The sequence below is a fragment of the Shinella oryzae genome (assembly GCF_023038235.1).
Classification (GTDB): Bacteria; Pseudomonadota; Alphaproteobacteria; order Rhizobiales; family Rhizobiaceae; genus Shinella; species Shinella sumterensis.
This window is the reverse complement of the sequence record NZ_CP081987.1, coordinates 1,979,804-2,006,247: the sequence shown is the minus strand read 5'-3', so window position 1 is coordinate 2,006,247 and position 26,444 is coordinate 1,979,804. Positions and strand designations below refer to the sequence as shown.

General features: G+C 64.1%; 30 protein-coding genes and 1 tRNA gene. 23 read left to right on the top strand and 8 right to left on the bottom strand.

The genetic code is table 11. The annotated features are described in order from the left end of the window. Nucleotides 1-126 precede the first annotated feature (126 nt). Nucleotides 127-2,181, top strand: a complete 2,055-nt coding sequence (gene rpoD / locus K6301_RS09860) for an RNA polymerase sigma factor RpoD (RefSeq protein WP_247216534.1) — start codon at nucleotides 127-129, stop codon at nucleotides 2,179-2,181. A gap of 180 nt (nucleotides 2,182-2,361) precedes the next feature. Beyond that, a complete protein-coding gene (locus K6301_RS09855; protein ID WP_247216532.1) occupies nucleotides 2,362-4,008 on the top strand; it encodes an alpha/beta hydrolase in 1,647 nt (548 codons plus the stop codon). A gap of 95 nt (nucleotides 4,009-4,103) precedes the next feature. Here the strand turns inward: K6301_RS09855 and K6301_RS09850 are convergent, their stop codons facing one another. Further along, entirely contained in the window at nucleotides 4,104-5,210 is a 1,107-nt protein-coding gene (locus tag K6301_RS09850; RefSeq protein ID WP_134647163.1) for a branched-chain amino acid ABC transporter substrate-binding protein, read from the bottom strand. Nucleotides 5,211-5,509: 299 nt separating this feature from the next. On the opposite strand from K6301_RS09850, the gene K6301_RS09845 reads away from it, so the two are divergent. From K6301_RS09845 to K6301_RS09825, 6 genes are all read left to right on the top strand, one after another. Beyond that, nucleotides 5,510-6,082, top strand: coding sequence for a transglycosylase SLT domain-containing protein (locus K6301_RS09845; protein WP_247216529.1), 573 nt, complete (start codon nucleotides 5,510-5,512; stop codon nucleotides 6,080-6,082). Between the two features lie 97 nt (nucleotides 6,083-6,179). Then, the gene (locus K6301_RS09840; RefSeq protein WP_247216527.1) at nucleotides 6,180-6,533 is read left to right on the top strand and encodes a DUF1428 domain-containing protein; all 354 of its coding nucleotides are present in this window, start codon (nucleotides 6,180-6,182) and stop codon (nucleotides 6,531-6,533) included. A 51-nt stretch (nucleotides 6,534-6,584) separates the two neighbouring features. Then, nucleotides 6,585-6,707 (top strand): hypothetical protein, encoded by a 123-nt coding sequence (locus tag K6301_RS25025; protein WP_256365802.1) that lies wholly within the window; start codon nucleotides 6,585-6,587, stop codon nucleotides 6,705-6,707. Between the two features lie 13 nt (nucleotides 6,708-6,720). Further along, the gene (locus K6301_RS09835) at nucleotides 6,721-7,143 is read left to right on the top strand and encodes a secondary thiamine-phosphate synthase enzyme YjbQ (RefSeq protein ID WP_247216525.1); all 423 of its coding nucleotides are present in this window, start codon (nucleotides 6,721-6,723) and stop codon (nucleotides 7,141-7,143) included. Between the two features lie 58 nt (nucleotides 7,144-7,201). Next, on the top strand, nucleotides 7,202-7,552 hold the full coding sequence (locus tag K6301_RS09830) for a nuclear transport factor 2 family protein (RefSeq protein WP_247216523.1): 351 nt from the start codon (nucleotides 7,202-7,204) through the stop codon (nucleotides 7,550-7,552). Between the two features lie 110 nt (nucleotides 7,553-7,662). Then, nucleotides 7,663-8,091, top strand: coding sequence for a hypothetical protein (locus K6301_RS09825; RefSeq protein ID WP_247216521.1), 429 nt, complete (start codon nucleotides 7,663-7,665; stop codon nucleotides 8,089-8,091). A 203-nt stretch (nucleotides 8,092-8,294) separates the two neighbouring features. Here K6301_RS09825 and K6301_RS09820 read toward each other — a convergent pair whose 3' ends face one another. Next, complete coding sequence (locus K6301_RS09820; protein ID WP_247216519.1) at nucleotides 8,295-9,056, bottom strand: SIMPL domain-containing protein; 762 nt, start codon at nucleotides 9,054-9,056, stop codon at nucleotides 8,295-8,297. Between the two features lie 157 nt (nucleotides 9,057-9,213). Between K6301_RS09820 and K6301_RS09815 the strand changes: the two genes are divergently transcribed. Next, nucleotides 9,214-9,289: transfer RNA gene (locus K6301_RS09815), tRNA-Ile, on the top strand. A 186-nt stretch (nucleotides 9,290-9,475) separates the two neighbouring features. After that, nucleotides 9,476-9,925, top strand: coding sequence for a DUF2383 domain-containing protein (locus tag K6301_RS09810; protein WP_247216517.1), 450 nt, complete (start codon nucleotides 9,476-9,478; stop codon nucleotides 9,923-9,925). Nucleotides 9,926-10,187: 262 nt separating this feature from the next. Here K6301_RS09810 and K6301_RS09805 read toward each other — a convergent pair whose 3' ends face one another. Next, nucleotides 10,188-10,934 carry an SDR family oxidoreductase gene (locus K6301_RS09805; protein WP_247216515.1) on the bottom strand — a complete coding sequence of 249 codons (747 nt, stop codon included), beginning with the start codon at nucleotides 10,932-10,934 and terminating at the stop codon, nucleotides 10,188-10,190. A 92-nt stretch (nucleotides 10,935-11,026) separates the two neighbouring features. On the opposite strand from K6301_RS09805, the gene K6301_RS09800 reads away from it, so the two are divergent. Further along, complete coding sequence (locus tag K6301_RS09800) at nucleotides 11,027-11,959, top strand: AraC family transcriptional regulator (protein ID WP_247216513.1); 933 nt, start codon at nucleotides 11,027-11,029, stop codon at nucleotides 11,957-11,959. A 94-nt stretch (nucleotides 11,960-12,053) separates the two neighbouring features. Here the strand turns inward: K6301_RS09800 and catB are convergent, their stop codons facing one another. Then, nucleotides 12,054-12,680, bottom strand: a complete 627-nt coding sequence (gene catB / locus K6301_RS09795) for a type B chloramphenicol O-acetyltransferase (protein ID WP_247216511.1) — start codon at nucleotides 12,678-12,680, stop codon at nucleotides 12,054-12,056. 241 nt (nucleotides 12,681-12,921) lie between these two features. Further along, entirely contained in the window at nucleotides 12,922-13,839 is a 918-nt protein-coding gene (locus K6301_RS09790) for a LysR family transcriptional regulator (protein ID WP_247216509.1), read from the bottom strand. A 137-nt stretch (nucleotides 13,840-13,976) separates the two neighbouring features. On the opposite strand from K6301_RS09790, the gene K6301_RS09785 reads away from it, so the two are divergent. The 3 genes from K6301_RS09785 to K6301_RS09775 all read left to right on the top strand — a co-directional run bounded on the left by K6301_RS09785 (nucleotide 13,977) and on the right by K6301_RS09775 (nucleotide 16,272). Continuing rightward, nucleotides 13,977-14,306, top strand: coding sequence for a nuclear transport factor 2 family protein (locus K6301_RS09785; RefSeq protein WP_247216507.1), 330 nt, complete (start codon nucleotides 13,977-13,979; stop codon nucleotides 14,304-14,306). Further along, the gene (locus K6301_RS09780) at nucleotides 14,303-15,082 is read left to right on the top strand and encodes an SDR family oxidoreductase (RefSeq protein WP_247216505.1); all 780 of its coding nucleotides are present in this window, start codon (nucleotides 14,303-14,305) and stop codon (nucleotides 15,080-15,082) included. The genes K6301_RS09785 and K6301_RS09780 overlap by 4 nt, the downstream gene beginning before the upstream one ends. A 203-nt stretch (nucleotides 15,083-15,285) precedes the next feature. Beyond that, on the top strand, nucleotides 15,286-16,272 hold the full coding sequence (locus K6301_RS09775) for an aldo/keto reductase (protein WP_247216503.1): 987 nt from the start codon (nucleotides 15,286-15,288) through the stop codon (nucleotides 16,270-16,272). A 68-nt stretch (nucleotides 16,273-16,340) separates the two neighbouring features. Here the strand turns inward: K6301_RS09775 and K6301_RS09770 are convergent, their stop codons facing one another. Beyond that, nucleotides 16,341-16,538 (bottom strand): hypothetical protein, encoded by a 198-nt coding sequence (locus tag K6301_RS09770; RefSeq protein WP_247216501.1) that lies wholly within the window; start codon nucleotides 16,536-16,538, stop codon nucleotides 16,341-16,343. Between the two features lie 479 nt (nucleotides 16,539-17,017). On the opposite strand from K6301_RS09770, the gene K6301_RS09765 reads away from it, so the two are divergent. From K6301_RS09765 to K6301_RS09750, 4 genes are read left to right on the top strand one after another with little or no spacing between them, the layout of a single operon-like run. Further along, nucleotides 17,018-18,043 carry a sulfate ABC transporter substrate-binding protein gene (locus tag K6301_RS09765; protein ID WP_247216499.1) on the top strand — a complete coding sequence of 342 codons (1,026 nt, stop codon included), beginning with the start codon at nucleotides 17,018-17,020 and terminating at the stop codon, nucleotides 18,041-18,043. Nucleotides 18,044-18,048: 5 nt separating this feature from the next. Further along, nucleotides 18,049-18,912 (top strand): sulfate ABC transporter permease subunit CysT, encoded by an 864-nt coding sequence (gene cysT, locus K6301_RS09760; RefSeq protein ID WP_247216497.1) that lies wholly within the window; start codon nucleotides 18,049-18,051, stop codon nucleotides 18,910-18,912. Then, a complete protein-coding gene (gene cysW / locus K6301_RS09755; protein WP_134647197.1) occupies nucleotides 18,902-19,765 on the top strand; it encodes a sulfate ABC transporter permease subunit CysW in 864 nt (287 codons plus the stop codon). Before cysT ends, cysW begins: the two co-directional genes overlap by 11 nt. A gap of 19 nt (nucleotides 19,766-19,784) precedes the next feature. Continuing rightward, nucleotides 19,785-20,837, top strand: coding sequence for a sulfate/molybdate ABC transporter ATP-binding protein (locus K6301_RS09750; RefSeq protein WP_247216495.1), 1,053 nt, complete (start codon nucleotides 19,785-19,787; stop codon nucleotides 20,835-20,837). A 15-nt stretch (nucleotides 20,838-20,852) separates the two neighbouring features. On the opposite strand, the gene K6301_RS09745 is transcribed toward K6301_RS09750, so the two are convergent. Continuing rightward, nucleotides 20,853-20,996 (bottom strand): hypothetical protein, encoded by a 144-nt coding sequence (locus K6301_RS09745; RefSeq protein ID WP_160869614.1) that lies wholly within the window; start codon nucleotides 20,994-20,996, stop codon nucleotides 20,853-20,855. A 168-nt stretch (nucleotides 20,997-21,164) separates the two neighbouring features. Between K6301_RS09745 and K6301_RS09740 the strand changes: the two genes are divergently transcribed. The 5 genes from K6301_RS09740 (at nucleotide 21,165) to K6301_RS09720 (ending at nucleotide 26,169) form a co-directional block, all read left to right on the top strand. Next, nucleotides 21,165-22,805, top strand: coding sequence for a phosphoethanolamine transferase (locus tag K6301_RS09740; RefSeq protein ID WP_247216493.1), 1,641 nt, complete (start codon nucleotides 21,165-21,167; stop codon nucleotides 22,803-22,805). 94 nt (nucleotides 22,806-22,899) lie between these two features. Next, nucleotides 22,900-23,556, top strand: a complete 657-nt coding sequence (locus K6301_RS09735) for a response regulator (protein ID WP_160869610.1) — start codon at nucleotides 22,900-22,902, stop codon at nucleotides 23,554-23,556. Next, nucleotides 23,553-24,896 carry a histidine kinase dimerization/phospho-acceptor domain-containing protein gene (locus K6301_RS09730; protein WP_247216491.1) on the top strand — a complete coding sequence of 448 codons (1,344 nt, stop codon included), beginning with the start codon at nucleotides 23,553-23,555 and terminating at the stop codon, nucleotides 24,894-24,896. The genes K6301_RS09735 and K6301_RS09730 overlap by 4 nt, the downstream gene beginning before the upstream one ends. A 171-nt stretch (nucleotides 24,897-25,067) precedes the next feature. Continuing rightward, nucleotides 25,068-25,289: a hypothetical protein gene (locus K6301_RS09725; protein WP_247216489.1), complete on the top strand. Its 222-nt coding sequence runs from the start codon at nucleotides 25,068-25,070 to the stop codon at nucleotides 25,287-25,289. Nucleotides 25,290-25,392: 103 nt separating this feature from the next. Then, nucleotides 25,393-26,169: an SDR family oxidoreductase gene (locus K6301_RS09720; protein WP_247216487.1), complete on the top strand. Its 777-nt coding sequence runs from the start codon at nucleotides 25,393-25,395 to the stop codon at nucleotides 26,167-26,169. A gap of 7 nt (nucleotides 26,170-26,176) precedes the next feature. On the opposite strand, the gene K6301_RS09715 is transcribed toward K6301_RS09720, so the two are convergent. After that, nucleotides 26,177-26,431, bottom strand: coding sequence for a hypothetical protein (locus K6301_RS09715; protein WP_247216485.1), 255 nt, complete (start codon nucleotides 26,429-26,431; stop codon nucleotides 26,177-26,179). Nucleotides 26,432-26,444 lie beyond the last annotated feature (13 nt).

Sequence of the window (26,444 nt, the reverse complement as noted above, 5' to 3'; positions counted from 1 at the left end):
TAATCGGGATTTAATTGTCCATCCGTTAGGTCAGGGATGCTGATTCGCGGTAACGCACGCCGAAGGGCGATCGGCTGCGGACCCCCAACCGCTTGGAAACGGATATTCAGGAAAGCGACAGAGTAAATGGCGACGAAGGTCAAAGAGAACGAGGAAGTCGAAAACGAACGCGAAGGCGCATCCGACGGCCCTCTTCTCGATCTTTCCGATGATGCCGTCAAGAAGATGATCAAGGCCGCCAAGAAGCGCGGCTATGTCACGATGGATGAGCTGAATTCCGTTCTGCCCTCCGAGGAAGTCACCTCGGAGCAGATCGAGGACACCATGTCCATGCTCTCCGACATGGGCATCAACGTCATCGAGGATGAGGACGCCGAAGAGGCGGCCCAGGGCGGCGACGACGAAAGCAGCGACGACGACAACGACGGCGAGGGCGGCGAGCTTGCCCCTTCCGGCGGCACCGCGCTTGCGACCGCCAAGAAGAAGGAACCGACGGACCGTACCGACGACCCGGTGCGCATGTATCTGCGCGAGATGGGTTCGGTGGAGCTCCTGTCGCGCGAGGGCGAAATCGCCATCGCCAAGCGCATCGAAGCCGGCCGCGAGACCATGATCGCCGGCCTCTGTGAGAGCCCGCTGACATTCCAGGCCATCATCATCTGGCGGGATGAACTCAACGAAGGCCAGACGCTGCTGCGCGAGATCATCGATCTCGAAACCACCTATTCCGGTCCCGAGGCGAAGGCCGCCCCGCAGTTCCAGTCTCCTGAAAAGATCGAGGCGGACCGCAAGGCCGCCGAGGAGAAGGAAAAGAACCGCAAGCCGCGCGCGGCAAATGACGACGACATCACCAATGTCGGCGGCGAGGGCCAGCCGGCGGAAGAAGAGGAAGAGGACGACGACGAGTCGAACCTCTCGCTCGCCGCCATGGAAGCGGAACTGCGTCCGCAGGTTATGGAAACGCTCGACACGATCGCCGAGACCTACAAGAAGCTGCGCAAGCTGCAGGACCAGCAGGTGGAAGCCCGCCTGCAGGCCACCGGCACGCTTTCGCCCGCTCAGGAGCGCCGCTACAAGGAGCTCAAGGACGAGCTGATCACGGCCGTCAAGTCGCTGTCGCTCAACCAGAACCGCGTCGACAGCCTTGTCGAGCAGCTCTACGACATCTCCAAGCGCCTGATGCAGAACGAAGGCCGCCTGCTGCGTCTCGCCGAAAGCTACGGCGTCAAGCGTGACTCGTTCCTCGAGCAGTATTCCGGCGCGGAACTCGATCCGAACTGGATGAAGTCGATCGCCAACCTGTCGGCCCGCGGCTGGAAGGAATTCGCCAAGAGCGAGAACACGACGATCCGCGACATCCGCCAGGAGATCCAGAACCTCGCCACCGAAACCGGCATTTCGATCGCCGAATTCCGCCGCATCGTCTCGATGGTGCAGAAGGGCGAGCGCGAGGCGCGCATCGCCAAGAAGGAGATGGTGGAAGCCAACCTCCGTCTCGTGATCTCGATCGCCAAGAAGTACACGAACCGCGGCCTGCAGTTCCTTGATCTCATCCAGGAAGGCAATATCGGCCTCATGAAGGCGGTCGACAAGTTCGAGTATCGCCGCGGCTACAAGTTCTCCACCTACGCGACGTGGTGGATCCGTCAGGCGATCACCCGTTCGATCGCCGACCAGGCCCGCACGATCCGCATCCCGGTGCACATGATCGAGACGATCAACAAGATCGTCCGCACTTCGCGCCAGATGCTGCACGAGATCGGCCGCGAGCCGACGCCGGAAGAACTGGCCGAGAAGCTCGCCATGCCGCTCGAAAAGGTCCGCAAGGTCCTGAAGATCGCCAAGGAACCGATCTCGCTGGAAACGCCTGTCGGCGACGAAGAAGATTCGCACCTCGGCGACTTCATCGAGGACAAGAACGCGCTGCTTCCGATCGACGCCGCCATCCAGGCGAACCTGCGCGAGACGACGACCCGCGTTCTGGCCTCGCTCACGCCGCGCGAAGAGCGCGTGCTGCGCATGCGCTTCGGCATCGGCATGAACACCGACCACACGCTGGAAGAAGTCGGCCAGCAGTTCTCGGTGACGCGCGAACGTATCCGCCAGATCGAGGCGAAGGCGCTGCGCAAGCTCAAGCACCCGAGCCGCTCCAGAAAGCTCCGCTCGTTCCTCGACAGCTGAGCCAGTCCTGAACCGTTCAAGGACCCGGTCGTTTCCGCGACCGGGCCTTTTTCGTTTCCGGATCGGGCCGGGCGGGCAAGAGGCAAGCGTTCATGCCCAAAGCATGGGCAAAAAGCCCGCCTGCGGTTGCCTCGCCGCGGTCGCCGTGCAAGGTTCCCTGTGACTGCGAAGGAGGTGCGGATGCGGGATCGGTTGTGGTCTTTTCTCTTGTCGTTCTCCGTGGTCGGCCTCCTGCTCGGCACGCTGTTCTTCGCGGTTTCGCTGACGCCGAGCCTTTTGCCGCGCACCTATGTCACGCAGGGCATTCTTTCCGGCGTCGCCATGGCCTGCGGCTATGGACTGGGCGTCGCGCTTGCCGCGCTCTGGCGCTGGTTCGAGCTGCCGGTGATGCAGGGGCCGGTGCGGCTGTGGCTTCGGGTCGTGGCCGGCGCGCTCTGCGCCATCGTCGTGCTCGTCTTCCTCTGGCGGGCGGCCGAGTGGCAGAATTCCATCCGCACGCTGATGCATCTGCCGCCGGTCGAGACGGCGCATCCGTTCTATGTCGGCGCCATCGCGCTCGGCATCTTCCTGCTCCTGCTTGCCGTTGGCAAGCTCTTCGCCCTCGTCGTGCGGCTCATTGCCAGCACGTCGCGTGTCGCCGCGCCGCGGCGTCTGTCCTACGTCATCGGCACGGCGCTCGCCGCCACGCTGTTCTGGACCATGGCCGACGGGCTGCTGCTGCGCTTCGTGTTGCATACGGCGGATTCATCCTTCCGGCGGCTCGACCAGGTCATCGAGCCCGACACGGAAGAGCCGTCCGATCCGCTGAAATCGGGAAGTGCCGCCTCGCTGGTGCGCTGGGACGCGCTTGGCCGCATGGGGCGCTCCTTCGTGGCCAGCGGTCCCTCGGCGCAGGACATCGCCTCCTTCACCGGCAAGCCGGCCGTCGAGCCGCTGCGCGTCTATGCCGGGCTCAATGCAGCGGAAACGCCGGAGGCGCGCGCGAAGACCGCGCTCGACGAGCTGATCCGCGTCGGCGGCTTCGAGCGCTCCACGCTGCTGGTCGTGATGCCGACCGGCACCGGCTGGATCGATCCCGAGGCTCTGGATACGGTCGAGTACCTGCACCACGGCGATATCGCGAGCGTCGCCATCCAGTATTCCTATCTTGCAAGCTGGCTGTCGCTGATCGCCGAGCCGGATTATGGCGCGGAGGCGGCCCGCGCGCTGTTCCGCACCGTCTACAATCACTGGACGACGCTGCCGAAGGACAGCCGTCCGAAGCTCTATCTCTACGGTCTCAGTCTGGGTGCGCTGTCGTCGGAGCAGTCGGCCGAACTGTTCGAGGTGATCGGCGATCCCTATCAGGGGGCGCTGTGGGCGGGGCCGCCGTTTCCCAGCCGCATCTGGCGCAAGATGACCGCCGACCGCAATCCCGGCACGCCTGCCTGGCTGCCGCGCTTCCGCGACGGTTCCTATGTGCGCTTCACCAGCCAGAAGAACGTGCTGCCCGAGGCCGGCGACCATTGGGGGCCGATGCGCATCGTCTACCTGCAATATGCCAGCGATCCCGTGACCTTCTACGATCCCTATTCGCTCTACCGCCAGCCCGCCTGGATGGCCGTGCCGCGCGGGCCGGATGTCTCGCCCGACTTCCAGTGGTACCCCGTCGTCACCTTCCTGCAACTGACGCTCGACATGGCGATGGCCACCACCGCGCCGATGGGCCTGGGCCATGTCTATGCCGGCGAACACTATATCGACCCATGGATCGCCGTCACCGATGTGCAGGACTGGAGCGATGCCGATATCGCACGACTGAAGGAGAAGTTCCGCGCCGGGCGATAAGGCGTGGAGGGGAGATACGTGGTTGCCCCTCATCCTCTCCACAAACAAAAACGCCGGGGCAGGGCCCCGGCGTTCGACTATCCACATCGCGCCGCTTACTCGGCGGAGACGATCTTGCCGTCTTCCCACTTGAAGAGCGAGAAGCTCTGCGAGGTGAGGTCGCCGGTTTCGCCGTAGGTCAGCTTGCCGATGGCGGTCGGGATCTCTTCGCCCGACTTCAGCGCGGTCGCGACAGCGGCCGGGTCATCGGCGCTACCGGCCTTTTCGATGCCGGCCTTCAGCACTTCCACGGCGGCATAGGCGTTGAGCGTGAAGGCTTCCGGCGGAATGCCCTTTTCCTTGAGCGCGGCGACGGCGGCCGAGGAATCGGGGTTCTTCAGCGCATCGGATGCGTTGGTGAAGATCGTGCCGGCAGCGGCTTCGTTGCCGATCGCCCAGTATTCGCTGTTCGACAGGCCTTCGCCGCCGATGATGGTGGCGTTGACCGAGAGGTCCTTCAGCTGGCGTGCGAGCAGGCCGCCTTCCGGGTGGTAGCCGCCGAAATAGATGACTTCGACGCCATCGGCCTTGAGGCGGGTGAGCAGCGAGGAGAAGTCCTTCTCGCCCGGCGTGACGGAATCATAGAGCGCCTCGGTGATGCCGCCGGCATTGATCGCCGCCTTGAACGCATCGGCAAGGCCCTTGCCGTAGGCGCCCTTGTCGTGGATCACGGCGACCTTCTTGTCCTTCAGGTTCTTCAGGACATAGGCGGCGGCGACTTCGGCCTGCTGGTCGTCGCGGCCGCAGGTGCGCAGCACGTTGGTGAGGCCGCGGGCCGTAAGATCCGGAGCGGTCGCGGTCGGCGTGACCATCAGGATGCCGTTTTCGGCCAGAACGTCGGAGGCCGGGATGGCGACGCCCGACGTGACCGGACCGACCACGAAGCGGATGCCTTCGCCGACGATCTGGTTGGCGGCCGAAACGCCCTGCTTGGGCTCGCCGCCGTCATCGGCCAGTTTCAGCACGACCTGTTCGCCGAGGATGCCGCCGTTCTTGTTGATCTCGGCGACAGCTGCTTCCGCACCGTTCTTGACCTGGTCGCCATAGGCCGCGACGGGGCCCGTCAGCGGGGCGATGAGGCCGATGACGATATCGGCGTGCGCAAGCGGCGCGAAGGCGACGGAAGCGGCGAGCAGGGCTCCGGCGAAAATGGGCTTCTTCATGATTTTCTCCTCAACGGGGGCCATCGAGGGCCCGGTTGCAAGCGCCCGTGCGAACGGATGGCGTTGGCCGAAAAATCCGGTTGCAGGGCCGTGTTCAGCGGTCCGGAACAATCGTGCGCGAGAGGCCGGCTAGCTATGGATTGATTAGGCTGCAAGGGCAAAAAGAGCAACAAAATAATGCATTTGCATCTTTGATGGGCGGATCAGCCGCGTAGATGGAACGGATATGCGGCAATTGAATCAAAACGAATTGTTAAGATTTACGATTTATAAATATCCGCGATTTTTGAGGAACTGCGATGCGTTGCGTATTGATCGTCGTTCTCCTGCTGCTTGCCGGTTGTGCGTCTGTCCCCAGGCAGACACAGAATGCCTGCGCGATCTTCGAGCAGCGCGATGGACTTTTCGATAACTGGCGGAAAGCCGCCTATGGCGCCCAGCGGGAATACGGCGTGCCCGTGCCCGTGCTGATGGCGACGATCTATGCCGAATCCGGTTTCCGGCACAATGCGCGCCCGCCGCGCACCAAGCTCTTCGGCTTCATTCCGTGGAAACGCCAGTCGACGGCGCTCGGCTTCTCGCAGGCGCTCGATGGCACCTGGAAGCGCTACCAGCGCGAGACGGGCCGCTGGTCGGCCAAGCGCACCAACTTCAGCGACGCGATCCGCTTCATCGGCTGGTATCACACCGAGAGCAACCGCCGGAACGGCATTGCGCTCAACGACACCTACCGCCTCTACATCGCCTATTACCACGGCCATGCCGGCTATCAGCGCGGCAATTGGAGCGGCACGGCGAAGGCCGGCGCGAAACGGGCCTCGACCATGGCGTCGAACTACGCCCGTCAGCTGCGGTCCTGCGGCGGCTGGTAGGCCGCCGTCGCAAGGCACCCAGAAAAAGTTCGTCCCCTTGTCGGATCGGGCCTCGGCCCCGCGTCCTTGTTCTGTGTGAACAGAAGGAGAGACGCTCATGACCTATGTTGACGGTTTCGTGCTGGCCGTGCCGAAGGCCAATATCGAGGCTTACAAGGAGATGGCCCGCACTGCTGGCGATGTCTGGAAGGAACTCGGCGCCATCGACTATGTGGAATGCATCGGCGACGACGTGCCCTATGGCGAGCTGACCTCGTTTCCCCGCGCCGTGCAGGCGCGCGACGACGAGGTGGTGATCTTCTCGTGGATCACCTACGCCTCCCGGGAAAAGCGCGATGAGATCAATGCGAAGGTGATGAAGGATCCGCGCATGCAGGGGGATACGTGGAAAGAGGTCTTCGACGGCAAGCGCATGATCTATGGCGGCTTCCGGCCCTTCCTCGAGTTGTGAGGTTGCACGCCCTGCGCTACTACTGTGCCATCCCACAGGAAAGGATGCAGCATGAACCTCTATTACGCGATCGTCGGCGAAACGACGGATACCAATATGGGTCTCGCCCGCTTCATGGGCGTGATCGTTGTGTTCATCGTGCTGGGCGGCGGGCTGTCCTGGCTCATCGGCTGAGGCGGGTTTCCTCGTGCCGCAACGGCTGATCGAGATATCCACGCGCGGGCAGGGGCTCTACGAGTTCACCCGCGAGGTCGAGGCTTTTGTTCGTGAAGCCGGCGCAGGGGAGGGTCTTCTGACCGTCTTCGTGCGCCACACCTCCTGCTCCCTGCTGGTCCAGGAGAATGCCGATCCCGACGTGCGGCACGATCTCGACCGGTTCTTCCGCAGGCTCGTGCCGCCGTCCGATGATCCCTCCATGCGCTGGGTCGTTCATACGATGGAAGGGCCGGATGACATGCCGGCGCATATCAAGGCGGCGCTCACGCAGGTTTCCATCGGCATCCCCGTCGTGGCCGGCCGGCTTGCGCTCGGCACCTGGCAGGGGCTTTATCTCTTCGAGCACCGTGACCGCCCGCACAGGCGCGAGATCGTGCTGCATCTGAGCGCCTGACGGGAACCCTTTTCGGGCTCGTCCGTTTGGCGCCTTGCCCACCGGAGAGGAGACCCCCATGGCCGATACGACCGACCTTGCCCGCAGCGTGATCGCTGCGCTGAACGCCCGCGATTTCGCCACGCTGTCCGCTCGTGTGCAGGAGGATGTCGTGCTCTCCGGCATCGGCGAGGGCAGCGACAACGGCCGCGAGGCGCTGCGCGACCGTTTCGCCCGCTATTTCCAGTCATCGGACGAGACCTATGCCGATGCGCTCGTCATGAGCGATGCCGGCGGCCAGGCCGTGGCCATCCGCGTGACGGCGCATGGCAAGACGGCGGGCGGCGGCGCCTATTCGCGCGAAAAGATCGTGTTGCTGGAAGTCGATGAGGGCGCGATCAGCCGCATTGCCCTGTTCAACGGTTCATGAAGTTGAACGCAAGCTGAACGGACGATTCCATTTGCGTTCAGCATCGCCGCCATAAGGTGTTCTCAATCGCCGGCGAGAAAAGGTTCTGCCGGAGCCAACAGGAGCCTCTCATGAAGACCTTTCTGACCAAGACCATTGTCGCCGCCGTCCTCGGCCTCGGTGCGCTGACCGCTTCTGTTCCGGCCGCCTCGGCTGCCGGCCTCAGCGTGACCATCGACACCGTCGGCTACCGCAACGGTTTCCTCCAGGTCCAGCAGGGCTGGGGCGATGATGGCGGCTGGGATCGCCGCGAGCGTCGTGACCGGGGCGATCGCTGGGATCGTCGCGACGACCGCCGTCATGGCGATGGCTGGGGCCGTGGCCGCGGCCGCTGCGCACCGGGCCTTGCCATCGAGAAGGCGCGTGATTTCGGTATGCGTCGCGCCAGCATTGCCGACATGTCGCCGCGCCGCGTCGTGGTCGAAGGCTTCCGCCGCGGCGAATACACCCGCATGGTCTTTGCCAACGAGCGCGGTTGCCCCGCCATGTGGCGCCGCTGAACAGCTGCGGGGCCGGCGTGACGCCGGCTCCCGCGAGGAAAGCTGTTCGCCTCGTCACCCCCGGCCGGCGGACGGCCTGCCCTCCCGACACCGTCGGGAGGGCTTTTGCGTTTGCACGCACCGAATAAGCGACCCGATCCTTCCGACAACGAAAAAGGGCCGGTTTCCCGGCCCTTTCGTCCTATCTGCGAGGCGGCGAGGCCTCAGTTGTTCAGCGCGAAGGTCACGTTGACGGTCACCGAGTAGCTGTTTTCGCCGGCCGCGATCGGCACGGCGCCAGCGGCGGCGAAATCCTTGGCCATGGTGCGGGCGATCGGCATCGCCTCGGCGCGGTAGGACGTTTCGGAAATCTCGATCACGCGGCCAAGGCCGACGCCGGCGGCTTCCGTCAGTTCCTTCGCCTTGGCGACGGCGTTCTCGACGGCCTTCTTGCGGGCGGCGCTCACGGTCGCTTCCGGCTTGTCGTTGACGAAGCGGATGCCGCTGCCCTGGTTGGCGCCGAGCGTCACGGTCTTGTCGACGATCTCGCCGAGCTTGGACAGGTCGCGCACGCGCAACGTCACCGTGTTGGTGACCTGGAAGCCAATGAGCACCGGCGGCGGGTTTTCGCCCGTCGAGCTCTGCGGATACTGGTACTGCGGATTGATCATGAAGCCGGAGGTCTGCACGTCGCGTTCCTCGATGCCGGCTTCCTTCAGCGCGGCGAGAATCTCGGCCATCGCCTTGTTGTTGGCATCGAGTGCCTCGCGCGCCGTCTTGGCGTCCTTGACGACGCCGAGATCGACCACGGCCATGTCAGGGGCCACTTCCGCGCTGCCTTCACCGGTTACGATGATGGTCGCCTCGCGTGGCTTCGCGGCGGCGGCGTCCTGGGCCTGTGCGGCGAGCGGGAGCGCGGTGGCGGCGGCAAGCGAAAGGGCGAACAGGTTGGCGGCCGTGCGACGGCCGGTGATTGCATGGAACATGCGCGAATATCTCCTGATGATTGTGTCCCTTGCCGTGTTCATCGTCGTTCATTGTGTAGAGATTACGGCAGTGCTTGTGAGAAAAGACTATTTCGTCTAGACGGTTAACACCGTCGGCCGCCATTGACCGACGTACCCCCGCCCACACGGCCGGGAAGGGCCTGTAGCTCAATGGTTAGAGCCGGCGGCTCATAACCGCTTGGTTGGGGGTTCGAGTCCCTCCGGGCCCACCATTTCTTCTCTTCACGATGAAAACCACAGGACGGTCCGCGCCTCTCTCACCGGGCGGGGATCGAGTTCGCCATTCCGCAGGCCTTCTGCAAGCGCAATTGAGCCCATTTTGCGAACCCTGCAATTCCTGGGAACTTATCGCCGTCGTCTCGGTTCGCATCCTACTGTTTCAAGACTAGGAGAATTCAATGGTCACCATGGTTGGCAATGAATCGACGATCGACAAGCTCGTCACGAACCTCATCTACCTCGAACACGATGCCATCGCCGCGTACGATTCCGTCATCGAACGCCTCGACGATAGGCACTTGAGCGCCCAGGTCGCCGAATTCCGTGACGATCACCTCCAGCATCTGCAGGTGCTCAACGAGATCGCCCGCGAAGTCGGAACGGAAGCGCCCACCGAAGGCGACATGAAGCAGATGCTCACGACCGGCAAGATCGCGCTTGCCGACCTGATGGGCGACGCCGCCATTTTGAAGGCGATGAAGACCAACGAAGACGACACGGTCACCGCATATGAGCGGGCCTCACGACATGAAGACGCCATCCCGCAATCGAAAGCCTTCTTCCTGAAGGCGCTTCATGACGAACAGCGTCATCGTGAATGGTTCGACACAACGGCGAAGACTATGTGACCTTGAAATCGGGCCATCGGGTTCGCATCTACGGATCACACCCCGATTGATGGCCGCCTGCTGTGACGACGACGTCGCGCGTTCGTGGCTGTCCGGGTTCGAAGGGCGCTCCCCTCTGTTAAGGGTCGAGCGCCCTTCGCATGTCCAGCAGATGACGGAAAACCTTCCGCCATTGCGCGGCCTCACCAGGACCCACTATTCCCACCTCAGTCACCTTGCCCGTAGAGACGGAAGAACGCCCGGCAGTCCGCGGCTTCCTCCGTCAGCGCGCCTGGGCCAGTGCGACGGCGTCGGCTCCTGCGGGGAATCGAAGCCGGTTGCCGGTCTCGTGGACGGCCTGCCAGATCGCTTCTGCAACATCGTTTTCCGTCGTGGTCAGGGACGGATTGGCGAATGCCTCGAGGATCGGCCAGGCGAAATCTGCGTAGCCGCCGGGAAGGAGGTCCGAGACGGGAACGATGGCATTCGCCCCGAACCGGGTGGTCGGCGCATAGCCGGGTTCGACGAGCTTCACCCGCACGCCGAAATAACCGAGCTCATGCGCAAGCGAAGCCGAGAAGCCTTCGATGGCCTGTTTCGTTGCGGTATAGGCCGCCGCGAGCGGGAATTCGCCCAAAGCGACGCTCGACGTGACGTTGATGATGGTGCCGGCCCGGCGCTCGCGCATCTGCGGGATGACCGCCTGGCACATGGCCATGACGCCGATCGTGTTGGTCTCGATGAGCTGCCGGATGAGGGACATCGGCATCGCCTCGAATGCCCCCACACCGCCAAGCCCGGCATTGTTCACGAGAACGTCGATTGGACCGGCGGATTCGAAAAGGCTGGCGATGCTGTCGGGGCATGTCACATCGAGCGGCAGCACGCGCAGCCGTTCGTTCGCCGCAAAAAGCGACGGGTCCGGGCGCCGCATGGTCGCCAGGACATTCCACCCGCGGGACAGGAAGTGTTCGGCGGTGGCCTTGCCGTAGCCGGATGATGTGCCGGTAATGAGGATGGTCTTCGTCATGTCGGTCTCCTTGGTTTCGGTGAGACAGGAATAGACAATCGGGGTAAGACGATCTATAATTCTACGTCCAGGAAATTTTATGGATCGTCCAAATGGACCCGCTCAGTGATATCGTCGCTCTCCTGCGGCCCAGGGCCGCGATCGCGAAGCCCATCTCCGGGCGCGGCCGATGGGGCGTTCGTTACAGGGCCTACGACGCGCCCGGCTTCACGCTCGTCCTCACCGGGGAAGCCTGGGTCGCGTTGGGCGACCGGGAGCCGCTTCGCCTTGGCGAAGGCGACTTTCTGCTTTTGCCGACGACGCCGGCGTTCTCCCTGTGCAGTGAACCCGGCGTCGCCTGCATTCCAGCCGAACCTCTGGCGGAAGCTGTCCGCCATGGCGAGCAGGACGGTGAGCCCGACTTCGCGGCGCTGGGCGGGAGCTTTTCGATTGAGAGCGTCAACGCGCAGCTGCTGCTCACACTGCTGCCCGATGCGATTTTTATCCCTGCTTCGGCGGGGCGGGGGACGCGGTTCGGCCGCATGATCGAACTCTTGTCCGAGGAGTGCATGGCTGATCATCCGGGCAAGGAACTGGTTATCCAGCGCCTGCTGGAAATGCTGCTGGTCGAGGCGCTGCGGTGGGACGTCGGCGGCAACACCGCGGCATCGGCGAACCTGTTGAACGGGCTGCGCGATCCCGCCATGGCCCGTGCCCTGCGCGCCATCCACGAGGATGTCCGCACGCGGTGGACGGTCGCCGAACTCGCAGGAATAGCCGGCATGTCGAGATCGGGTTTCGCCGCGCGATTCAACGAGGTTGTCGGTTGCGCGCCGATTGAATATCTCGCGCGCTGGCGCATCGCTATCGCCAAGCAGGCACTGCTGAGCGGCGCAAAGTCGCTCGACAGGATCGCGGATGAAATAGGTTACGAATCTGCCAGCGCGTTCAGCACGGCGTTCAGCAAGCGGCTAGGCTGCTCCCCGGGCCGGTTCGCCAGACGCCATGCCGTCAATGCGGGTGGCGGCGTACGCGCGGCCTCATAACGCCTCCGCCCGCTGATGGCGGAGAGGGACCACCGGTTGTTGCCGGTGGTCGAGAGCTGACAGGCAATCTGAAAAGCGATGGCTGTCGCCGGTTTTATCGTACCGAAAGCCAGTACCGGTGAAGATCATCGATCCGCTCGCTGGTCATGATGGGCATCGCGTCCTTCAGGCGGCCCTCCGGCCACGCCCACCACCGCATCTCCAGGAGCAGTGCGATCTCCCGTTCGGTAAAACGCTTTCGGATCACCTTGGCCGGATTTCCTCCCACGATGGCGTAGGGTTCCACGTCCTTCGTCACGAGGGCCCGTGTCCCGATCACCGCACCGTCGCCGACCGTGACGCCGGGCATGATGATCGCTTCGGAGCCGATCCAGACATCGTTGCCGATAACGGTGTCCCCGGCGGGAAGATAACCATTCGCCGCGCCTTCGAATGCCGCCACCTCCGACATGAAGAAGAAGGGGAAGGTGCTGATCCATTCGTTTCGGTGGCCCTGGTTGCCCGCCATGATGAAGGCTGCGCCGGAACCGATCGAGCAGAAGCTTCCGATGATCAGCTTGTCCGCACCCTCGTCAGGCAGGAGAAAGCGTGCGCAGTCATCGAAGCTGTGACCGTGGTAGTAGCCGGAATAGTAGCTGTACCGTCCGACGATCAGGTTGGGATTGGTGACCTGCTTGTCGAGCGTCACGCCTCGAAAGGGGCTTTCGAAAAAGTTTTCCATCTGTGTATCTCTGCATATGAATCTTCGTTTCCGCGTGCCCAGGCAAGCGGATGCGAGACGCGGAACCTGTAGGGTTCGCGTCGAGGCTCCTCGCGTTCAGCGGGAGCTAGATGCAGGGAATACTCGCGGTCTTGATCATGGGGTTTTCTACCGCACATTCTCGTGCCAGCCAAGGGAGCTCAGACCGCCATGCGCTTCCAGAGGGATATCGTCTTTCAGCACGTCCTGATCAGGACACCGGTCAAGAACCTAGTTGATCTTGTCTGCCATTCGCGAAATCCCGCGCTGACTTGATGAAGGCCGTGAAAGCAGCCGGCGGATTCTTCCTTCCGGGATAGTAAAGGGCCAGAGGCGCGAGGGCCGGGGTCCAGTCCTCAAGGACGCGGACAAGCCGCCCGGCTGCAATGTCCTCGCGCACGTCCGCCTCCATCATATATCCAAGGCCGATCCCGTTCTGGGCCGCGATCCTGACGAGGCTTGGCTCGTCGAGGGTGATCGCGCCCTGCACATCGATCTGGACGGCTTCCCCATCCTTTTCAAATCTCCATCGGAACAAGGCGTTGTTCGGCAGGCGCGCCCGGATGCAGCGAAACCGGTACAGGTCCGCGGGAACGGTCGGTGCACCGTGCGTGCGCAGGAACGCGGGGGACGCCACGACCGCATTGCTGCGCTTCAATCCCAGCGGCACGGCGATCATGTCGTTCGGCACCAGGTCGGCGGGCCGCAGTCCGAGGTCGAACCCGGCCGCGACGATGTCGATCAGCCGCCCCTCCGTGACCAGGTCGATATGCACCTGGGGATGGCGCTGCAGGAACGAGAGGATAAGCGGCTCCATCACCTCCCGGGCTGCCGTGGCGAACGCATTGATGCGCAGTGTCCCGGTCGGAACCTCCTGAAGCGACTGGGCCGCCAGCATGGCGTCGTGAATGTCGGTCATCGCCGGACCGACCCGTTCGACGAATGTCTTCCCCGCCTCTGTCAGCGAGACGCTTCTGGTCGTTCGGTTGAAGAGGCGGATGCCAAGGCGCTGCTCCAGCTTTGCGATGGAATTGCTGAGAGCCGTTGTGGATAGGCCGAGATCCAGGGCGGCGGCCCGAAACGAACCCAGGCGGGCGATGCTGAGAACGGCATCGAGTTCGGCAAGAACGGATCGGGTCATTGTCCCTCTTTTCGCAACGTCTCATCCTCCTTTGTCCCGCTTATTCTGTCAATGAGCGTGATCTACCTTTGAGCCAGTCGATCCCGGACGGAGGTCGAAACCGCAGCCGAGAGGCTCAGCCAGGACTGGAGAAACGAATGACGATCAAACTACCGAAGGCCATCGAGGACTACTTCGATGCGGACAGGACAGGCGATCCGGATGCGATAGCGGCCACGTTCACCGAGGCCGGCGTCGTCAAGGACAAGGGCAAGACCCATCGCGGACGCGATGCCATCCGGGAGTGGATGGTCGAAGCCGGGCAGCTTTACACCTACACGGTGGAGCCCTTCTTCATCGGCACCGAAAACGGAAAGACCCAGGTCACCGCCCACGTCGCCGGCAGCTTCCCCGGCAGCCCGATCGACTTGCGGTTCTTCTTCGTCCTCGCCGGCGACAAGGTATCGGAACTGGAGATCACCGTATGAGCGATTTTCTTTCCCTGGAGGGCCGCAGGGCCCTCATCACCGGGGGCACCTCGGGAGCGGGCGCGGCAACCGTGGCGCTGTTCAAGGAACTCGGCGCGCGCGTGCTGACCACCGCTCGTTCGAAGCCGGAGAACTTCTCCGGTGCGGCATTCGTCGAAGCCGACCTCACGACCAAGGACGGTGTTCGAACAGTCGTCGATGCCGTGGCTCGGGAGCTTGGCGGGCTCGACATCCTCGTGAACGTGCTGGGCGGTTCGTCCGCGCCTTCAGGTGGCCTTGCCTCGCTGAGCGACGAGGAGTGGGACAAGGAGTTCAACCTCAATTTCTTCCCGGCGGTCCGGTTGGATCGCGCGCTCCTTCCCGGAATGATCGCGCAGGGACACGGCGTCGTCATCCATGTGACATCGATCCAGAACCGGCTGCCTCTGCCGCAGGCGACGACGGGTTACGCTTCGGCCAAGGGAGCTCTCAACACCTATAGCAAAAGCATCTCGAAAGAGGTTTCGCCGAAGGGCGTCCGCGTCGTGCGGGTTTCTCCCGGCTGGATCGCCGATCCGGGCTCCAATGGTCTGGCTCTTCGCATAGCCGAGGAAGCGGGCATCAGCTATGACGAAGCCGTTCAGGTGATCATGAACACCCTTGGCGGCATCCCGCTGGGAAGGCCGGCCGCACCCGAAGAGGTCGCCGACCTGATCGCCTTCCTTGCCTCGGACCGTGCATCGTCCATAACCGGGACGGAGCACGTGATCGACGGTGGCACCGTTCCCACTGCTTGAAGACGGGGGTTGCGGCGAACCGCCCATGCCCCGACACAGGGAAGCCGGACCAGCAGCGGCCGGGGAGGTCACTCCGCCCCGGCCGCTTATCCGACGCCTGCACTCGCTGCGCTAAAAAGGATGGCCGGGCAGTGGAACCCATTGGTTTATGCGATAAGGTGCCGACAGCGGCCGGCAGGCCGATGTCATGAGGAGAGCATTGCATGAAGGATAGACAGTTCGGGCGCACGGGCCGTGTGGTCTCGGAGATCGGCTTCGGGGCCTGGGCCATCGGTGGCGCCTGGGGGGACGTTTCGGAGGAAGAGGCACGGGGCGCGTTGCATGCGGCGCTCGATGCCGGCACGACCTTCATCGATACGGCCGACGTTTATGGCGACGGCCGCTCGGAGCGCATCATCGCGGACGTGCTGAAGGCGCGCGGCGGCGAGCGGCCCTATGTGGCGACCAAGGCCGGGCGTCGCGCCGTGCCCCATGTCGCGGACGAGTATAACCGCAAGAACCTGACCGCCTTTATCGACCGTTCGCTGCAGAACCTTTCGACGGATTGCCTCGATCTCGTGCAGCTGCATTGCCCGCCGACCGAGGTCTATTACCGACCCGAGGTGTTCGGCATCCTCGACGACCTCATACAGGCGGGCAAGATCCGCAATTACGGCGTCTCGGTCGAGAAGGTCGAGGAAGCGCTGAAGGCGATCGAATATCCCGGCGTCGTCTCGGTGCAGATCATCTACAACATCTTCCGCCAGCGCCCGGCCGGCCTGTTTTTCCGCGAGGCGAAGGCGAAGGACGTGGCCGTCATCGTGCGCGTGCCGCTCGCTTCCGGCCTGCTGACGGGCAAGATGAACGCCGCCACGCAGTTCGCAGCCGACGACCACCGCGCCTTCAACCGGAACGGCGAAGCCTTCGACAAGGGCGAGACCTTCTCGGGCGTGCCCTATGATGTTGCGCTGGACGCCGTCGAGGCGGTGCGCAAGCTGGTGCCGGACAATGTCACGATGGCGCAGTTCGCATTGCGCTGGATCCTCATGGAGGAGGCGGTGAGCGTGGTCATTCCGGGCGCGAAGAATGCCGCCCAGGCGAAGGCCAACAGTGCGGCGAGCGACGTGGCGGCGCTGCCGGCCGAGACGATGGACGCGCTGCGTGCGCTCTATCGCGAGCGGATTGCGCCGCACGTGCACCAGCTCTGGTAGGCATCGAGCAAGACGGGCGGCGGCGGAGAGCGCCGCTGCCTGACCTGCTCCACCGATCCTGTTGCGGCTCAGAAGTTGAGGAACTGCCTCGGGTCCTGCCGCGCGCGCATCAGCAGATCGAGCTCCCGCTTGGACGGGCCGAACTTTTCGAAAAGCCGTTCGGCTTCCTTGTGCGACAGCCCGTAGGCCGTTCGAAAACTGTCGAGTGTGTAGCGTTCTCCCGAAAGCCGCCGGTGATCGGGAAAGAGTTTAGACTGTTCCTGCATTTGCCATCGTGCCCAAACAAGGTTGCGTGCCCTTTCAACCGGTTGGGGCAGCGATTGTTCCAGGCGTCCGCCGCAAAATCGCGGGCGGATACCGGGCGCGTGGCCGGACGGCGAAAGGCTGTCGCGCCACATCGCGATTCGGCCGCAATCGGACCGGAGGATTGCCGCATGAACCGTGTCGTCGTGACGGGCCCCGACCGCTGCCGAGCGGCGCCGTTGCCCGCCGCGTTAGGCGCAGTGGGCCGGATTTTTCGCTGAACGGACGCCGTGTAAGGCCCCTTCAGGGTGATTTCGCGTGAACGAATATGCTCGCGAAAGTAGGCTTGTCCCCGTTGTCTGTTCCATATGCCGGGTCTTTCGCGATGCGGCTTTTGCCCTATCCCGGCTGAAAGGGAACCGGTTTTGCAAACGTGTCGAGCATTGTTGACTAACTCTAGTAATTCCCTAGGCTTTTGGCGGAAACGCACAGGAGGTTGGACATGTCTATTTTGGTGAAACGGGTAGGGGCCTTGCTCCTGGGTGTCGGGCTGGCCTTTGGCAGCGTCACGGCGACATGGGCGCAGACGACGCTGCTCAATGTGTCCTACGATCCGACCCGCGAACTCTACAAGGATTACAACGAGGCTTTCGCCAAGCACTGGAAGGCCGAGACCGGCGAGGATGTCACCATCCAGCAGTCGCATGGCGGTTCGGGCAAGCAGGCCCGCGCGGTGATCGACGGCCTGGAGGCCGATGTCGTGACGCTGGCGCTCGAGAGCGACATCAACGCCATCGTGGAAAAGACCGGCAAGATCAACAAGGACTGGCGCACGCGCCTGCCCAACAATTCTTCGCCCTATACCTCCACGATCGTCTTCCTGGTGCGCAAGGGCAATCCCAAGGGCATCAAGAACTGGGGCGACCTGGTGAAGGGTGACGTGCAGATCGTGACGCCGAACCCGAAGACCTCGGGCGGCGCGCGCTGGAACTACCTCGCCGCCTGGGCTTGGGCGAATGAGGAATTCGGCGGCGACCAGGACAAAATCAAGGCCTATATCGCCGACCTCTACAAGCGGGCGCCGGTTCTCGACACGGGTGCGCGCGGCGCGCTGACGACCTTCGCCCAGCGCCAGATCGGCGACGTTCTGCTCGCCTGGGAAAACGAGGCCTATCTGGCCGGTGCCGAATTCGGCGCTGACGCCTTCGACATCGTCGCCCCGCCGATCTCGATCCTCGCGGAGCCGCCGGTCGCCGTGGTCGACGGCAATGTGGATGCCAAGGGCACGCGCAAGCAGGCCGAGGCCTATCTGAACTACCTCTATTCCGAGGAAGGCCAGAACATTGCGGCCAAGCACTTCTATCGCCCGTCCAAGCGCGACGTGGTGAAGCCGGAGTTGCTGCAACAGCTTCCCGAGATTAAGCTGGTCACCATCGACGACCCGATCTTCGGCGGATGGGCCAAGGCGCAGCCAGAGCACTTCGGCGATGGCGGCGTCTTCGACCAGATCTACAAGCCGGGGAACTGAGAACCTTGACGACGACTGCTGCTGCTTCCGGGCGGTGGCGACTGAGACAACCGAGCGTCATTCCGGGTTTCGGACTGACGCTCGGTTTTTCGCTCGCCTATCTCACGCTCATCATCCTTATTCCGCTTGCCGGCCTCGTCTGGCGTTCGGCGTCCCTGTCGGGTGCTGAATTCCTCGGCATCCTTTCCGATCCCCGCACGGTCAATGCGCTGAAGGTCTCCTTCGGCACGGCCTTCATCGCGGCCATCGTCAATGTGGTCTTCGGCGTCATCGTCGCCTGGGTCATCGTGCGCTACGAGTTCCCCGGCCGGCGCATCGTCGATGCGGTCGTGGACCTGCCCTTCGCGCTGCCCACGGCGGTTGCCGGCATCGCGCTCGCCGCGCTCTACGCGCCGAACGGCTGGATCGGCCAGATCCTCAACGTCGTCGGCATCAAGGCGGCCTTCAACCCGACGGGCATCGTGATCGCGCTGGTGTTCATCGGCCTGCCCTTCGTGGTGCGCACGGTGCAGCCGGTCATGGAAGAGATCGACAGCGAGATTGAAGAAGCCGCGGCGACGCTCGGCGCCAACCGTTTCCAGACGGTGTTCCGCGTATTGCTGCCGGGCCTGGCGCCGGCCATCCTCACGGGTTTCGCGCTCGCCTTCGCGCGCGGCGTCGGCGAATACGGCTCCGTCATCTTCATTGCCGGCAACATTCCCTATGTGTCGGAAATCGCGCCGCTGCTCATCGTCATCCGGCTGGAGGAGTTCAGCTACGCGGCAGCGACCGCCATCGCCACGATCATGCTTGCGCTGTCCTTCGCCATGCTGCTGGTCATCAACCTCATCCAGGCGTGGAGCCGCAGGAGATACGGTCATGGCGCATAAGTCTTCCCGCCGCCTGCGCTCGCCCACGACGGAGGCGCCCGCCGCCCGCTATACGCTGATGGCGCTGGCCTTCCTCTTCCTGACGCTCTTCCTGCTGTTGCCGCTGGTGGCCGTGTTCATCGAGGCGTTCCGCAAGGGCACCGCGGAGTTCCTGGCGGCCTTCGGCGATCCGGATACGCTGGCCGCCATCCGGCTGACGCTGCTGGTGGCCGTCATCGCCGTGCCGCTCAACCTGGTGTTCGGCGTGGCGGCGGCCTGGGCCATCGCCAAGTTCGAGTTCAAGGGCAAGGCGTTCCTGACGACGCTGATCGATCTTCCCTTCTCGGTCTCGCCGGTCATTTCCGGCCTCGTCTATGTTCTGCTGTTCGGCGCGGGCAGCGTGCTCGGGCCCTGGCTGAAGAGCCACGGCATCGAAATCCTCTTCGCGGTGCCGGGCATCGTGCTCGCCACCATTTTCGTCACCTTCCCCTTCGTGGCGCGCGAGCTTATTCCGCTCATGCAGGAGCAGGGCACGGGCGACGAGGAGGCGGCATTGTCGCTCGGCGCGAGCGGCTGGCAGACCTTCTGGTATGTCACGCTGCCCAACATCAAGTGGGGCCTGCTCTACGGCGTGCTGCTCTGCAATGCGCGCGCGATGGGCGAGTTCGGTGCGGTCTCGGTGGTTTCGGGCCATATCCGCGGCCTCACCAACACGATGCCGCTGCATGTGGAGATCCTCTACAACGAGTACAATTTCGTCGCCGCCTTCGCGGTGGCGTCGCTGCTCGCCGCACTCGCGCTCGTCACGCTGATCGTCAAGACGGCGCTCGAACTTCACTACGGCGCGGAAATCGCCGCCGGCCGCAAGCATTGATCTGAAAGGCACGCCCGCAATGGACGTCAGTGTAAAAAACCTTCGCAAGGAATTCGACCGCTACCCGGCGCTGCACGATGTCTCGCTCGACATACGCTCCGGCGAGCTGATCGCGCTTCTGGGGCCGTCCGGCTCCGGCAAGACCACCTTGCTGCGCCTCATCGCCGGCCTTGAGCAGCCCACCCTAGGCAGCATCCATTTCGGCGACGAGGATGCCTCGCACAAGACCGTGCAGGAGCGCAATATCGGCTTCGTGTTCCAGCATTACGCCCTGTTCCGCCACATGACGGTGGCCGACAACATCGCCTTCGGGCTGACGGTGCGCCCGCGCGGCGAGCGGCCGCCCAAGGCGGAAATCCGCCGCCGCGCCAGCGAGCTTCTGGAGATGGTGCAGCTTTCGGGGCTTGAGAAACGCTATCCCAACCAGCTGTCCGGCGGCCAGCGCCAGCGCGTGGCGCTGGCCCGCGCGATGGCGATCGAGCCGCGCGTGCTGCTGCTCGACGAGCCGTTCGGCGCGCTCGATGCCAAGGTGCGCAAGGAGCTGCGCCGCTGGCTGCGCGAATTCCATGATCGCACCGGCCACACCACCGTCTTCGTCACCCATGACCAGGAGGAAGCGCTGGAGCTGGCCGACCGTGTCGTGGTTATGAGCCAGGGCAAGATCGAGCAGGTCGGCTCCTCCGATGATGTCTACGACCGGCCAAATTCGCCCTTCGTCTTCTCCTTCATCGGCGACAGTGCGAGCCTGCCGGTCAGCATTGCCGACGGCTCGGTGCGTTTCCGGGGCAACGAGATCGGGGCTGCCACGCGTGAGGGCGATATTGCGAGCGGCGAGGCGACGCTGTTCTTCCGCCCGCAGGACGTGGCCGTCGTCACCGATCCGTCCGCGCCCGCGCTGGAAGGGCGCGTCGTGACCTCCCGGCGGCTCGCCGGCACGCGCATCGCGGATCTAGATATCGGCGGGGCGGACGGCCCGCTCCATGTCGAGATCGAGGTGCCGCTGGATGCGCAGGCGGCCAATGGCACGTCGATCCGCTTCCGTCCGCTCCGCTTCAAGCTGTTTGCGAAATAAAGGGAGGGACCGGCCTCAGTCGGTCCCTGTTCCGAAGGCCTGCCGCAGCGCCTCGTCATGCGAGCGCAGGGATGGACCCTGCGCGAGCGGTATGATCAGGACGAGCACGACCAGTGTCGTGATGAAAAGCGCCCCTGGCAGCAAGAACCTCGATTTCACGCATCACCTCATATCTGCACGCGCCCCTTCTTCCCGCTCAACCTGACAGAGGGCTGAATGGGCGGGGCTGCATTCGTTCAGCCGTCTGTCAGCTTGCATGGGCAGGGAAGGCGTCAGGATGGCGGAGCGCGCATGCGCCTTCGCCGGATGGACGTGAAAGGATAGACCATGCGCGAAGGAAGCGGCCGCTTCACCCTGTGGCGGCCCGAATTGGGAAGCGTCACCGTCAGCATTCTGACGGCGCTTTACCTGCTGGCCCTGACGAACTGGAGCTTCTGGTCCAAGGGCTGGCTCTATCTGCAAGGTCGACCGACAACCTTCGCCTCCATCGCCATCGGCATCACCTGCCTCTACATCGCGTTCTGCGTCGCCGTTTCGGTAAAATATGCGATGAAGCCGGTCTTCATCCTGCTTATTCTCGGCGCGGCGTCCGGCGCGTGGTTCATGGACCGCTTCGGCGTCGTCATCGACATCGAGATGATCCGCAACGCCGCGCAGACCAACAGCTCGGAGGCGGGCCACCTCGTCACGCCGGGCTTCCTGCTGCACATGTTCGTCTACGGCGTCCTTCCGTCGATTCTCCTGATCTGGGTCCGGGTGCGGCACAGGACCTTCCTTGCGAAGGTGCGCGGCAACCTCGCCGTCATCGCGCCGGCTCTCGTCATCGCGCTCGTCGCCGGCCTGTCGCACGGCCGCATCTATGCCGCCACCGTTCGCGCCCATCACGACTGGTTCGAGACGCTCAATCCCTTCGTGCCGCTCGTCACGGCCATCCAGTATGCCGCCGGCGAGACGAGCGACAGCAACATCGTGGCCGCCCCGCTGGGCGAGGACGCCCGTGTCGCCGACAGCCCGCTTGCCGAACGCAAGCCGCGCCTGATGATCGTGGTCGCCGGCGAAACGGCGCGCGCGGAGAATTTCTCGCTTGGCGGATATGGCCGCAACACCAATCCCGAGCTTGCCAAACAGGATATCCTTTACTTCCCGCAGACATCGAGCTGCGGCACGGCGACCGCCGTTTCGCTGCCCTGCATGTTCTCGGTCTATACGCGGGCGGAATACACCCATCGCAAGGGGCTGGAGACGCAGAACCTCGTCGACGTGCTCGGCCATGCCGGCGTCAATGTCGAATGGTGGGACAACAACACCGGCAGCAAGCAGATCGCCAGCCGCATCAAGGAGCTGGAACTGTTCAAGAGCGGCATTCCCGGCCTGTGCTCCGGCGAGGAGTGCCGCGATCAGGTGCTGCTTGACAATCTCGATGCGTTCATCGGGTCGGTGAAGTCGGACACGGTTCTCGTGCTGCACCAGATCGGCAGCCACGGGCCGGCCTATTACCAGCGTTATCCGGAGGAATTCCGCCGCTTCACGCCCGAGTGCCGGGCCGCCGATTTCTCCGAATGCAGCCGCGACGAGATCGTCAATGCCTATGACAATTCCATCGCCTATACGGACCATATCCTGTCGACCGTCATCGACAAGCTGCGCGGGCAGGAGGATCGCCTCGACGTCTCCATGATCTACATGTCGGACCACGGCGAATCGCTCGGTGAACTCGGCCTCTATCTGCACGGCACGCCCTACATGATCGCGCCCAGCCAGCAGACCCATGTGCCGTTCGTGCTGTGGCTCGGCAAGGACGAGAAGGCCGCCTATTCCGCGGATTGCCTCAAGGCGGAGACGGAAAGGCCGCAGTCGCACGACAACCTGTTCCACACGGTGCTCGGCATGATGCGGGTGCAGACCAAGGTGCGCGACACCGCGCTCGACCTCATGTCGGCGTGCCGGCGCTCCGGCGCCATCAGCTGAAACGGAGGCGATGGCGAGGTGCGCCGCATCCATGTATTCTCCGGATTCGGAAGGCGGGCGAAAACGCGCCGCTCACAGACGGAGAGCGCGGCGCTTGAGGGTTCTGCTGATCGAAGACGATGCCGTTCTGGGCGAGGCGGTGCGTGATTACGTCGCCGGCCTCGGCCACGCGGTGGACTGGATGCAGACGCTGGAGGATGCGCGGTCTGCGGCGGACGCCGTGGCCTACGATCTCCTCCTGCTCGATCTCAGGCTGCCCGACGGCAGCGGGCTGTCGCTGCTGACGGCGCTGCGCCGCGCAGGCGCGACCATGCCGATCATCATCCTCACCGCGCATGACCAGATCTCCGACCGCATCGAGGGGCTGAACAGCGGCGCGGACGATTATCTCGTCAAGCCGTTCAATCTCGGCGAGCTCGGCGCGCGCATGCTGGCCGTCACACGGCGCTATTCGGGCGCCGCCGTGCCGGTCGTGGCGGCCGGGCCGCTGACGATCCAGCTCGCCGACCGACGCGTGCTGCGCGAAGGCGAAGCCATCGATCTCTCGAGCCGCGAATGGGCCGTGCTCGCGCGCCTTGCGGCGCGCCCGGAGGCGATCGTCTCCAAGGGGCAGATCGAGGAAGCGCTCTATGCCTTCGGTTCGGAGATCGAGAGCAATACGGTCGAGGTCTATGTCAGCCGGCTGCGCAAGAAGCTCGGCAAGGATTGCGTCGAGACGCTGCGCGGCATCGGTTACAGGCTCGGCCGATGAGGGGGATCAACAGCCTTGCCGGCCAGCTCATGCTGTGGATCGCCGGCACCATCACCCTTCTCTGGCTGGTCGCCGTGGCCTTCGGCGCCTTCGTCATGCGCGAGGAATTCGGCGAGATCTTCGACGGTGTCCTGCAGGAGACGGCCGAACGGCTCGTGCCGCTCGCGCTGGACGATCTTCTGGCCCAGGCGAAGGCGGGTGCGGCGCTGCGTCGGGGCTCGCTGCCGGCCGAGCCGGGCGAGGGCAACCTGACCTATCAGGTCCGCGACGGTGCCGGAAACGTGCTGCTCCACTCCCATGCCGCGGCCGAAAAGCCGTTCGACGCGCCGCTGGAGACGGGGTTCTCCGAGGGCAGGGACGGGCGCGTCTATACCGCCTCGGATGAGGATGGCACGATCTTCGTGCAGGTGGTCTATTCCGCAGACGAGCGGCAGGAGGCGGTGATGGAGGGCTCGCTAGCGCTTCTCCTGCCGGTGTTGCTCATCGTTCCGGTTACGCTTCTGGCCGTATGGTTCGTCGTGCGGCGCGTGCTGTCGCCGGTGGAGGCGCTGCGCGCGGCGATCGGCGAGAAGGACGGCGGCAACCTCGCGCCTATCGAGGAGGTGACGCTTCCGCGTGAGCTGAAGCCGATCCAGCGCTCGGTCAACCTGTTGCTCGCCCGCCTGCGCGCCGTCATCGACGCCGAGCGCGAATTCACCTCCAACAGCGCGCATGAACTGCGCACGCCGCTTGCCGGCGCGCTCGCCCAGACGCAGCTCCTCCTCTCCGAACTGAAGGACGGCCCCGCGCAGACCCGTGCCCGCCAGATCGAGGCTGCGCTGCAAAGGCTGACGAAGCTCACCGAGAAGCTGTTGCAGCTCGCCCGCGCCGAGGCCGGCGTCGGCGTGACCGAAGCCACGTTCGACGTCGCCGATGTCGTCAATCTCGTCGTCACCGATTTCCAGCGCGCTTCCGAAGACGCCACGCGCATCCGCCTGCACGGCAATGTTTCGGCCGCTCTCCTGCGCGCCGGCAATGCCGACACCTTCGCCATCGTGTTGCGCAATCTCGTGGAAAACGCGCTTCTGCACGGACGCGACGGCGAACCGGTCGATATCCACATCGCGCCGACCGGCAATGTGCGCATCGTCAACGCAGCGCCAGCCATGAGCGCCACGGAGCTTGCGGCCCTGCGCAAGCGCTTTTCGCGCGGCAAGACGCTTGCCGCCGGCTCGGGGCTCGGACTTTCCATTGCCGAGCGGCTTCTGTCGCAGATGCGCGCCAGCCTCGTTCTGTCCTCGCCCGCACCGGGCCGGTCGGACGGCTTCCAGGCGGAGATCGTGTTTCCCGTCCCGGATTGATGCCCGGTTTGCCCGGTTCTGTTTTCTTTTCGAACATCCTCGTTTCCCGGCGTTCTCTCCTGGAGCGCCGGCGCGGCCCTGTGAGATATTTTCGCGTCTCATGTGAGAAAAATGTGGCTTTGTGCCATATTTTGTGGTTTTCTGTTTTCATAATCAAAAATGGTGGGGAACATGGGACGCAAACCGGAAGACTATGCGCGCCTGCTTGCCAGCGCGCTTTGCAAACTGCATGCGGCAGAGAGCGGCGGGGCACTCCCTCTGATTTCTGAAAACAGTATCCGCGTCATCAGCGAAACCTTCGCGGCAGCCATCGATGAAGCGCGAAAAATCTATATAGAACAGGATCTTGTGGCGCGGCGTGAACGCCACGAGCGCGTTCACCTCCATTCCTGATCCCGTGCCGGCCGCCTACGTCCGTCATGTCCCGCGATGACTTTCCCATCGCCCTGCGCTAGGTGTTCGCGCATCGAGCACGGCGATTGCGGGGAGAACGGATATGACGGACTGGGGCAGCACGGGCGGGGGCAGGGTCGCGCTGGTCACGGGCGGCGGCACGGGGATCGGCCTTGCCATCGCGCGCGGGCTGAGCGCGGAGGGCTATGCCGTGATCATCACCGGCCGGCGCGCGGCCGTGCTGGAAAAGGCGGCGGCGGAGATCGGCGCGGAGACCGGCCATGCCGTGCGGGCGATCGTCTGCGATGTCGGTGATCCCGTGCAGGTCAGGGCGACCTTTACCGAGGTGAAGCAGGATTTCGGGCGGCTCGACCTGCTCGTCAACAATGCCGGCTCCAATGTCTCGCCCGCACTTCTGGAGGACATTCCCTTCGAGGAATGGACGACCATTCTCGCCGCCAATCTCACCGGCGCGTTTCTCTGCACGCAGCAGGCGTTCCGCCTGATGAAGGACCAGAGCCCGCGCGGCGGGCGTATCATCAACAACGGCTCGATCTCCGCCACCACGCCCCGGCCGAACTCGGCGCCCTATACGGCGACCAAGCACGCCATTGCCGGCCTCACCAAATCCACGGCGCTCGACGGGCGCAAATACGACATCGCCTGCGGCCAGATCGATATCGGCAATGCCGCCACCGACATGACGGCGCGCATGAGCGCCGGCGTCTTGCAGCCCAATGGCGAGACGGTGAGCGAGCCGACCATGTCGGTCAAGCACGTCGCCGACGCGGTGATCTACATGGCGAGCCTGCCGCTCGATGCCAATGTGCTTAACATGACCGTCATGGCGACCAACATGCCCTTCGTCGGTCGCGGATAGCCAGGCGTCAGCGCCGCGGCTCGCCGCCCTCCGCATAGACCGTCTTCTGCTGGAACTTGAAGACGTGGCCGCAGCGGCAGCGGATCATGTGCTTGTCGGGATATTTCGATGCCCGCTCCGTCATGAAACCGCGCGGCAGTTCGTCCACCCTGAAATCGGGGTCCTTGCGCGTCGGCATGTCGTCTTCCGACACTTCCGCATAGCCGGAATGGCCGCACATGGCGCATTCGAGTTTGCGCGAATAGCGGTCGCGGGCGGCCATGGGAACTCCTTCG

Bases quoted from the DNA above. Each gene is read 5' to 3' on its own strand.
- rpoD (WP_247216534.1), top strand. From the start codon at position 127: ATGGCGACGAAGGTCAAAGAGAACGAGGAAGTCGAAAACGAACGCGAA.
- K6301_RS09855 (WP_247216532.1), top strand. From the start codon at position 2,362: ATGCGGGATCGGTTGTGGTCTTTTCTCTTGTCGTTCTCCGTGGTCGGC.
- K6301_RS09850 (WP_134647163.1), bottom strand. From the start codon at position 5,210: ATGAAGAAGCCCATTTTCGCCGGAGCCCTGCTCGCCGCTTCCGTCGCC.
- K6301_RS09845 (WP_247216529.1), top strand. From the start codon at position 5,510: ATGCGTTGCGTATTGATCGTCGTTCTCCTGCTGCTTGCCGGTTGTGCG.
- K6301_RS09840 (WP_247216527.1), top strand. From the start codon at position 6,180: ATGACCTATGTTGACGGTTTCGTGCTGGCCGTGCCGAAGGCCAATATC.
- K6301_RS25025 (WP_256365802.1), top strand. From the start codon at position 6,585: ATGAACCTCTATTACGCGATCGTCGGCGAAACGACGGATACCAATATG.
- K6301_RS09830 (WP_247216523.1), top strand. From the start codon at position 7,202: ATGGCCGATACGACCGACCTTGCCCGCAGCGTGATCGCTGCGCTGAAC.
- K6301_RS09825 (WP_247216521.1), top strand. From the start codon at position 7,663: ATGAAGACCTTTCTGACCAAGACCATTGTCGCCGCCGTCCTCGGCCTC.
- K6301_RS09820 (WP_247216519.1), bottom strand. From the start codon at position 9,056: ATGTTCCATGCAATCACCGGCCGTCGCACGGCCGCCAACCTGTTCGCC.
- K6301_RS09810 (WP_247216517.1), top strand. From the start codon at position 9,476: ATGGTCACCATGGTTGGCAATGAATCGACGATCGACAAGCTCGTCACG.
- K6301_RS09805 (WP_247216515.1), bottom strand. From the start codon at position 10,934: ATGACGAAGACCATCCTCATTACCGGCACATCATCCGGCTACGGCAAG.
- K6301_RS09800 (WP_247216513.1), top strand. From the start codon at position 11,027: ATGGACCCGCTCAGTGATATCGTCGCTCTCCTGCGGCCCAGGGCCGCG.
- catB (WP_247216511.1), bottom strand. From the start codon at position 12,680: ATGGAAAACTTTTTCGAAAGCCCCTTTCGAGGCGTGACGCTCGACAAG.
- K6301_RS09790 (WP_247216509.1), bottom strand. From the start codon at position 13,839: ATGACCCGATCCGTTCTTGCCGAACTCGATGCCGTTCTCAGCATCGCC.
- K6301_RS09785 (WP_247216507.1), top strand. From the start codon at position 13,977: ATGACGATCAAACTACCGAAGGCCATCGAGGACTACTTCGATGCGGAC.
- K6301_RS09780 (WP_247216505.1), top strand. From the start codon at position 14,303: ATGAGCGATTTTCTTTCCCTGGAGGGCCGCAGGGCCCTCATCACCGGG.
- K6301_RS09775 (WP_247216503.1), top strand. From the start codon at position 15,286: ATGAAGGATAGACAGTTCGGGCGCACGGGCCGTGTGGTCTCGGAGATC.
- K6301_RS09770 (WP_247216501.1), bottom strand. From the start codon at position 16,538: ATGCAGGAACAGTCTAAACTCTTTCCCGATCACCGGCGGCTTTCGGGA.
- K6301_RS09765 (WP_247216499.1), top strand. From the start codon at position 17,018: ATGTCTATTTTGGTGAAACGGGTAGGGGCCTTGCTCCTGGGTGTCGGG.
- cysW (WP_134647197.1), top strand. From the start codon at position 18,902: ATGGCGCATAAGTCTTCCCGCCGCCTGCGCTCGCCCACGACGGAGGCG.
- K6301_RS09750 (WP_247216495.1), top strand. From the start codon at position 19,785: ATGGACGTCAGTGTAAAAAACCTTCGCAAGGAATTCGACCGCTACCCG.
- K6301_RS09740 (WP_247216493.1), top strand. From the start codon at position 21,165: ATGCGCGAAGGAAGCGGCCGCTTCACCCTGTGGCGGCCCGAATTGGGA.
- K6301_RS09730 (WP_247216491.1), top strand. From the start codon at position 23,553: ATGAGGGGGATCAACAGCCTTGCCGGCCAGCTCATGCTGTGGATCGCC.
- K6301_RS09725 (WP_247216489.1), top strand. From the start codon at position 25,068: ATGGGACGCAAACCGGAAGACTATGCGCGCCTGCTTGCCAGCGCGCTT.
- K6301_RS09720 (WP_247216487.1), top strand. From the start codon at position 25,393: ATGACGGACTGGGGCAGCACGGGCGGGGGCAGGGTCGCGCTGGTCACG.
- K6301_RS09715 (WP_247216485.1), bottom strand. From the start codon at position 26,431: ATGGCCGCCCGCGACCGCTATTCGCGCAAACTCGAATGCGCCATGTGC.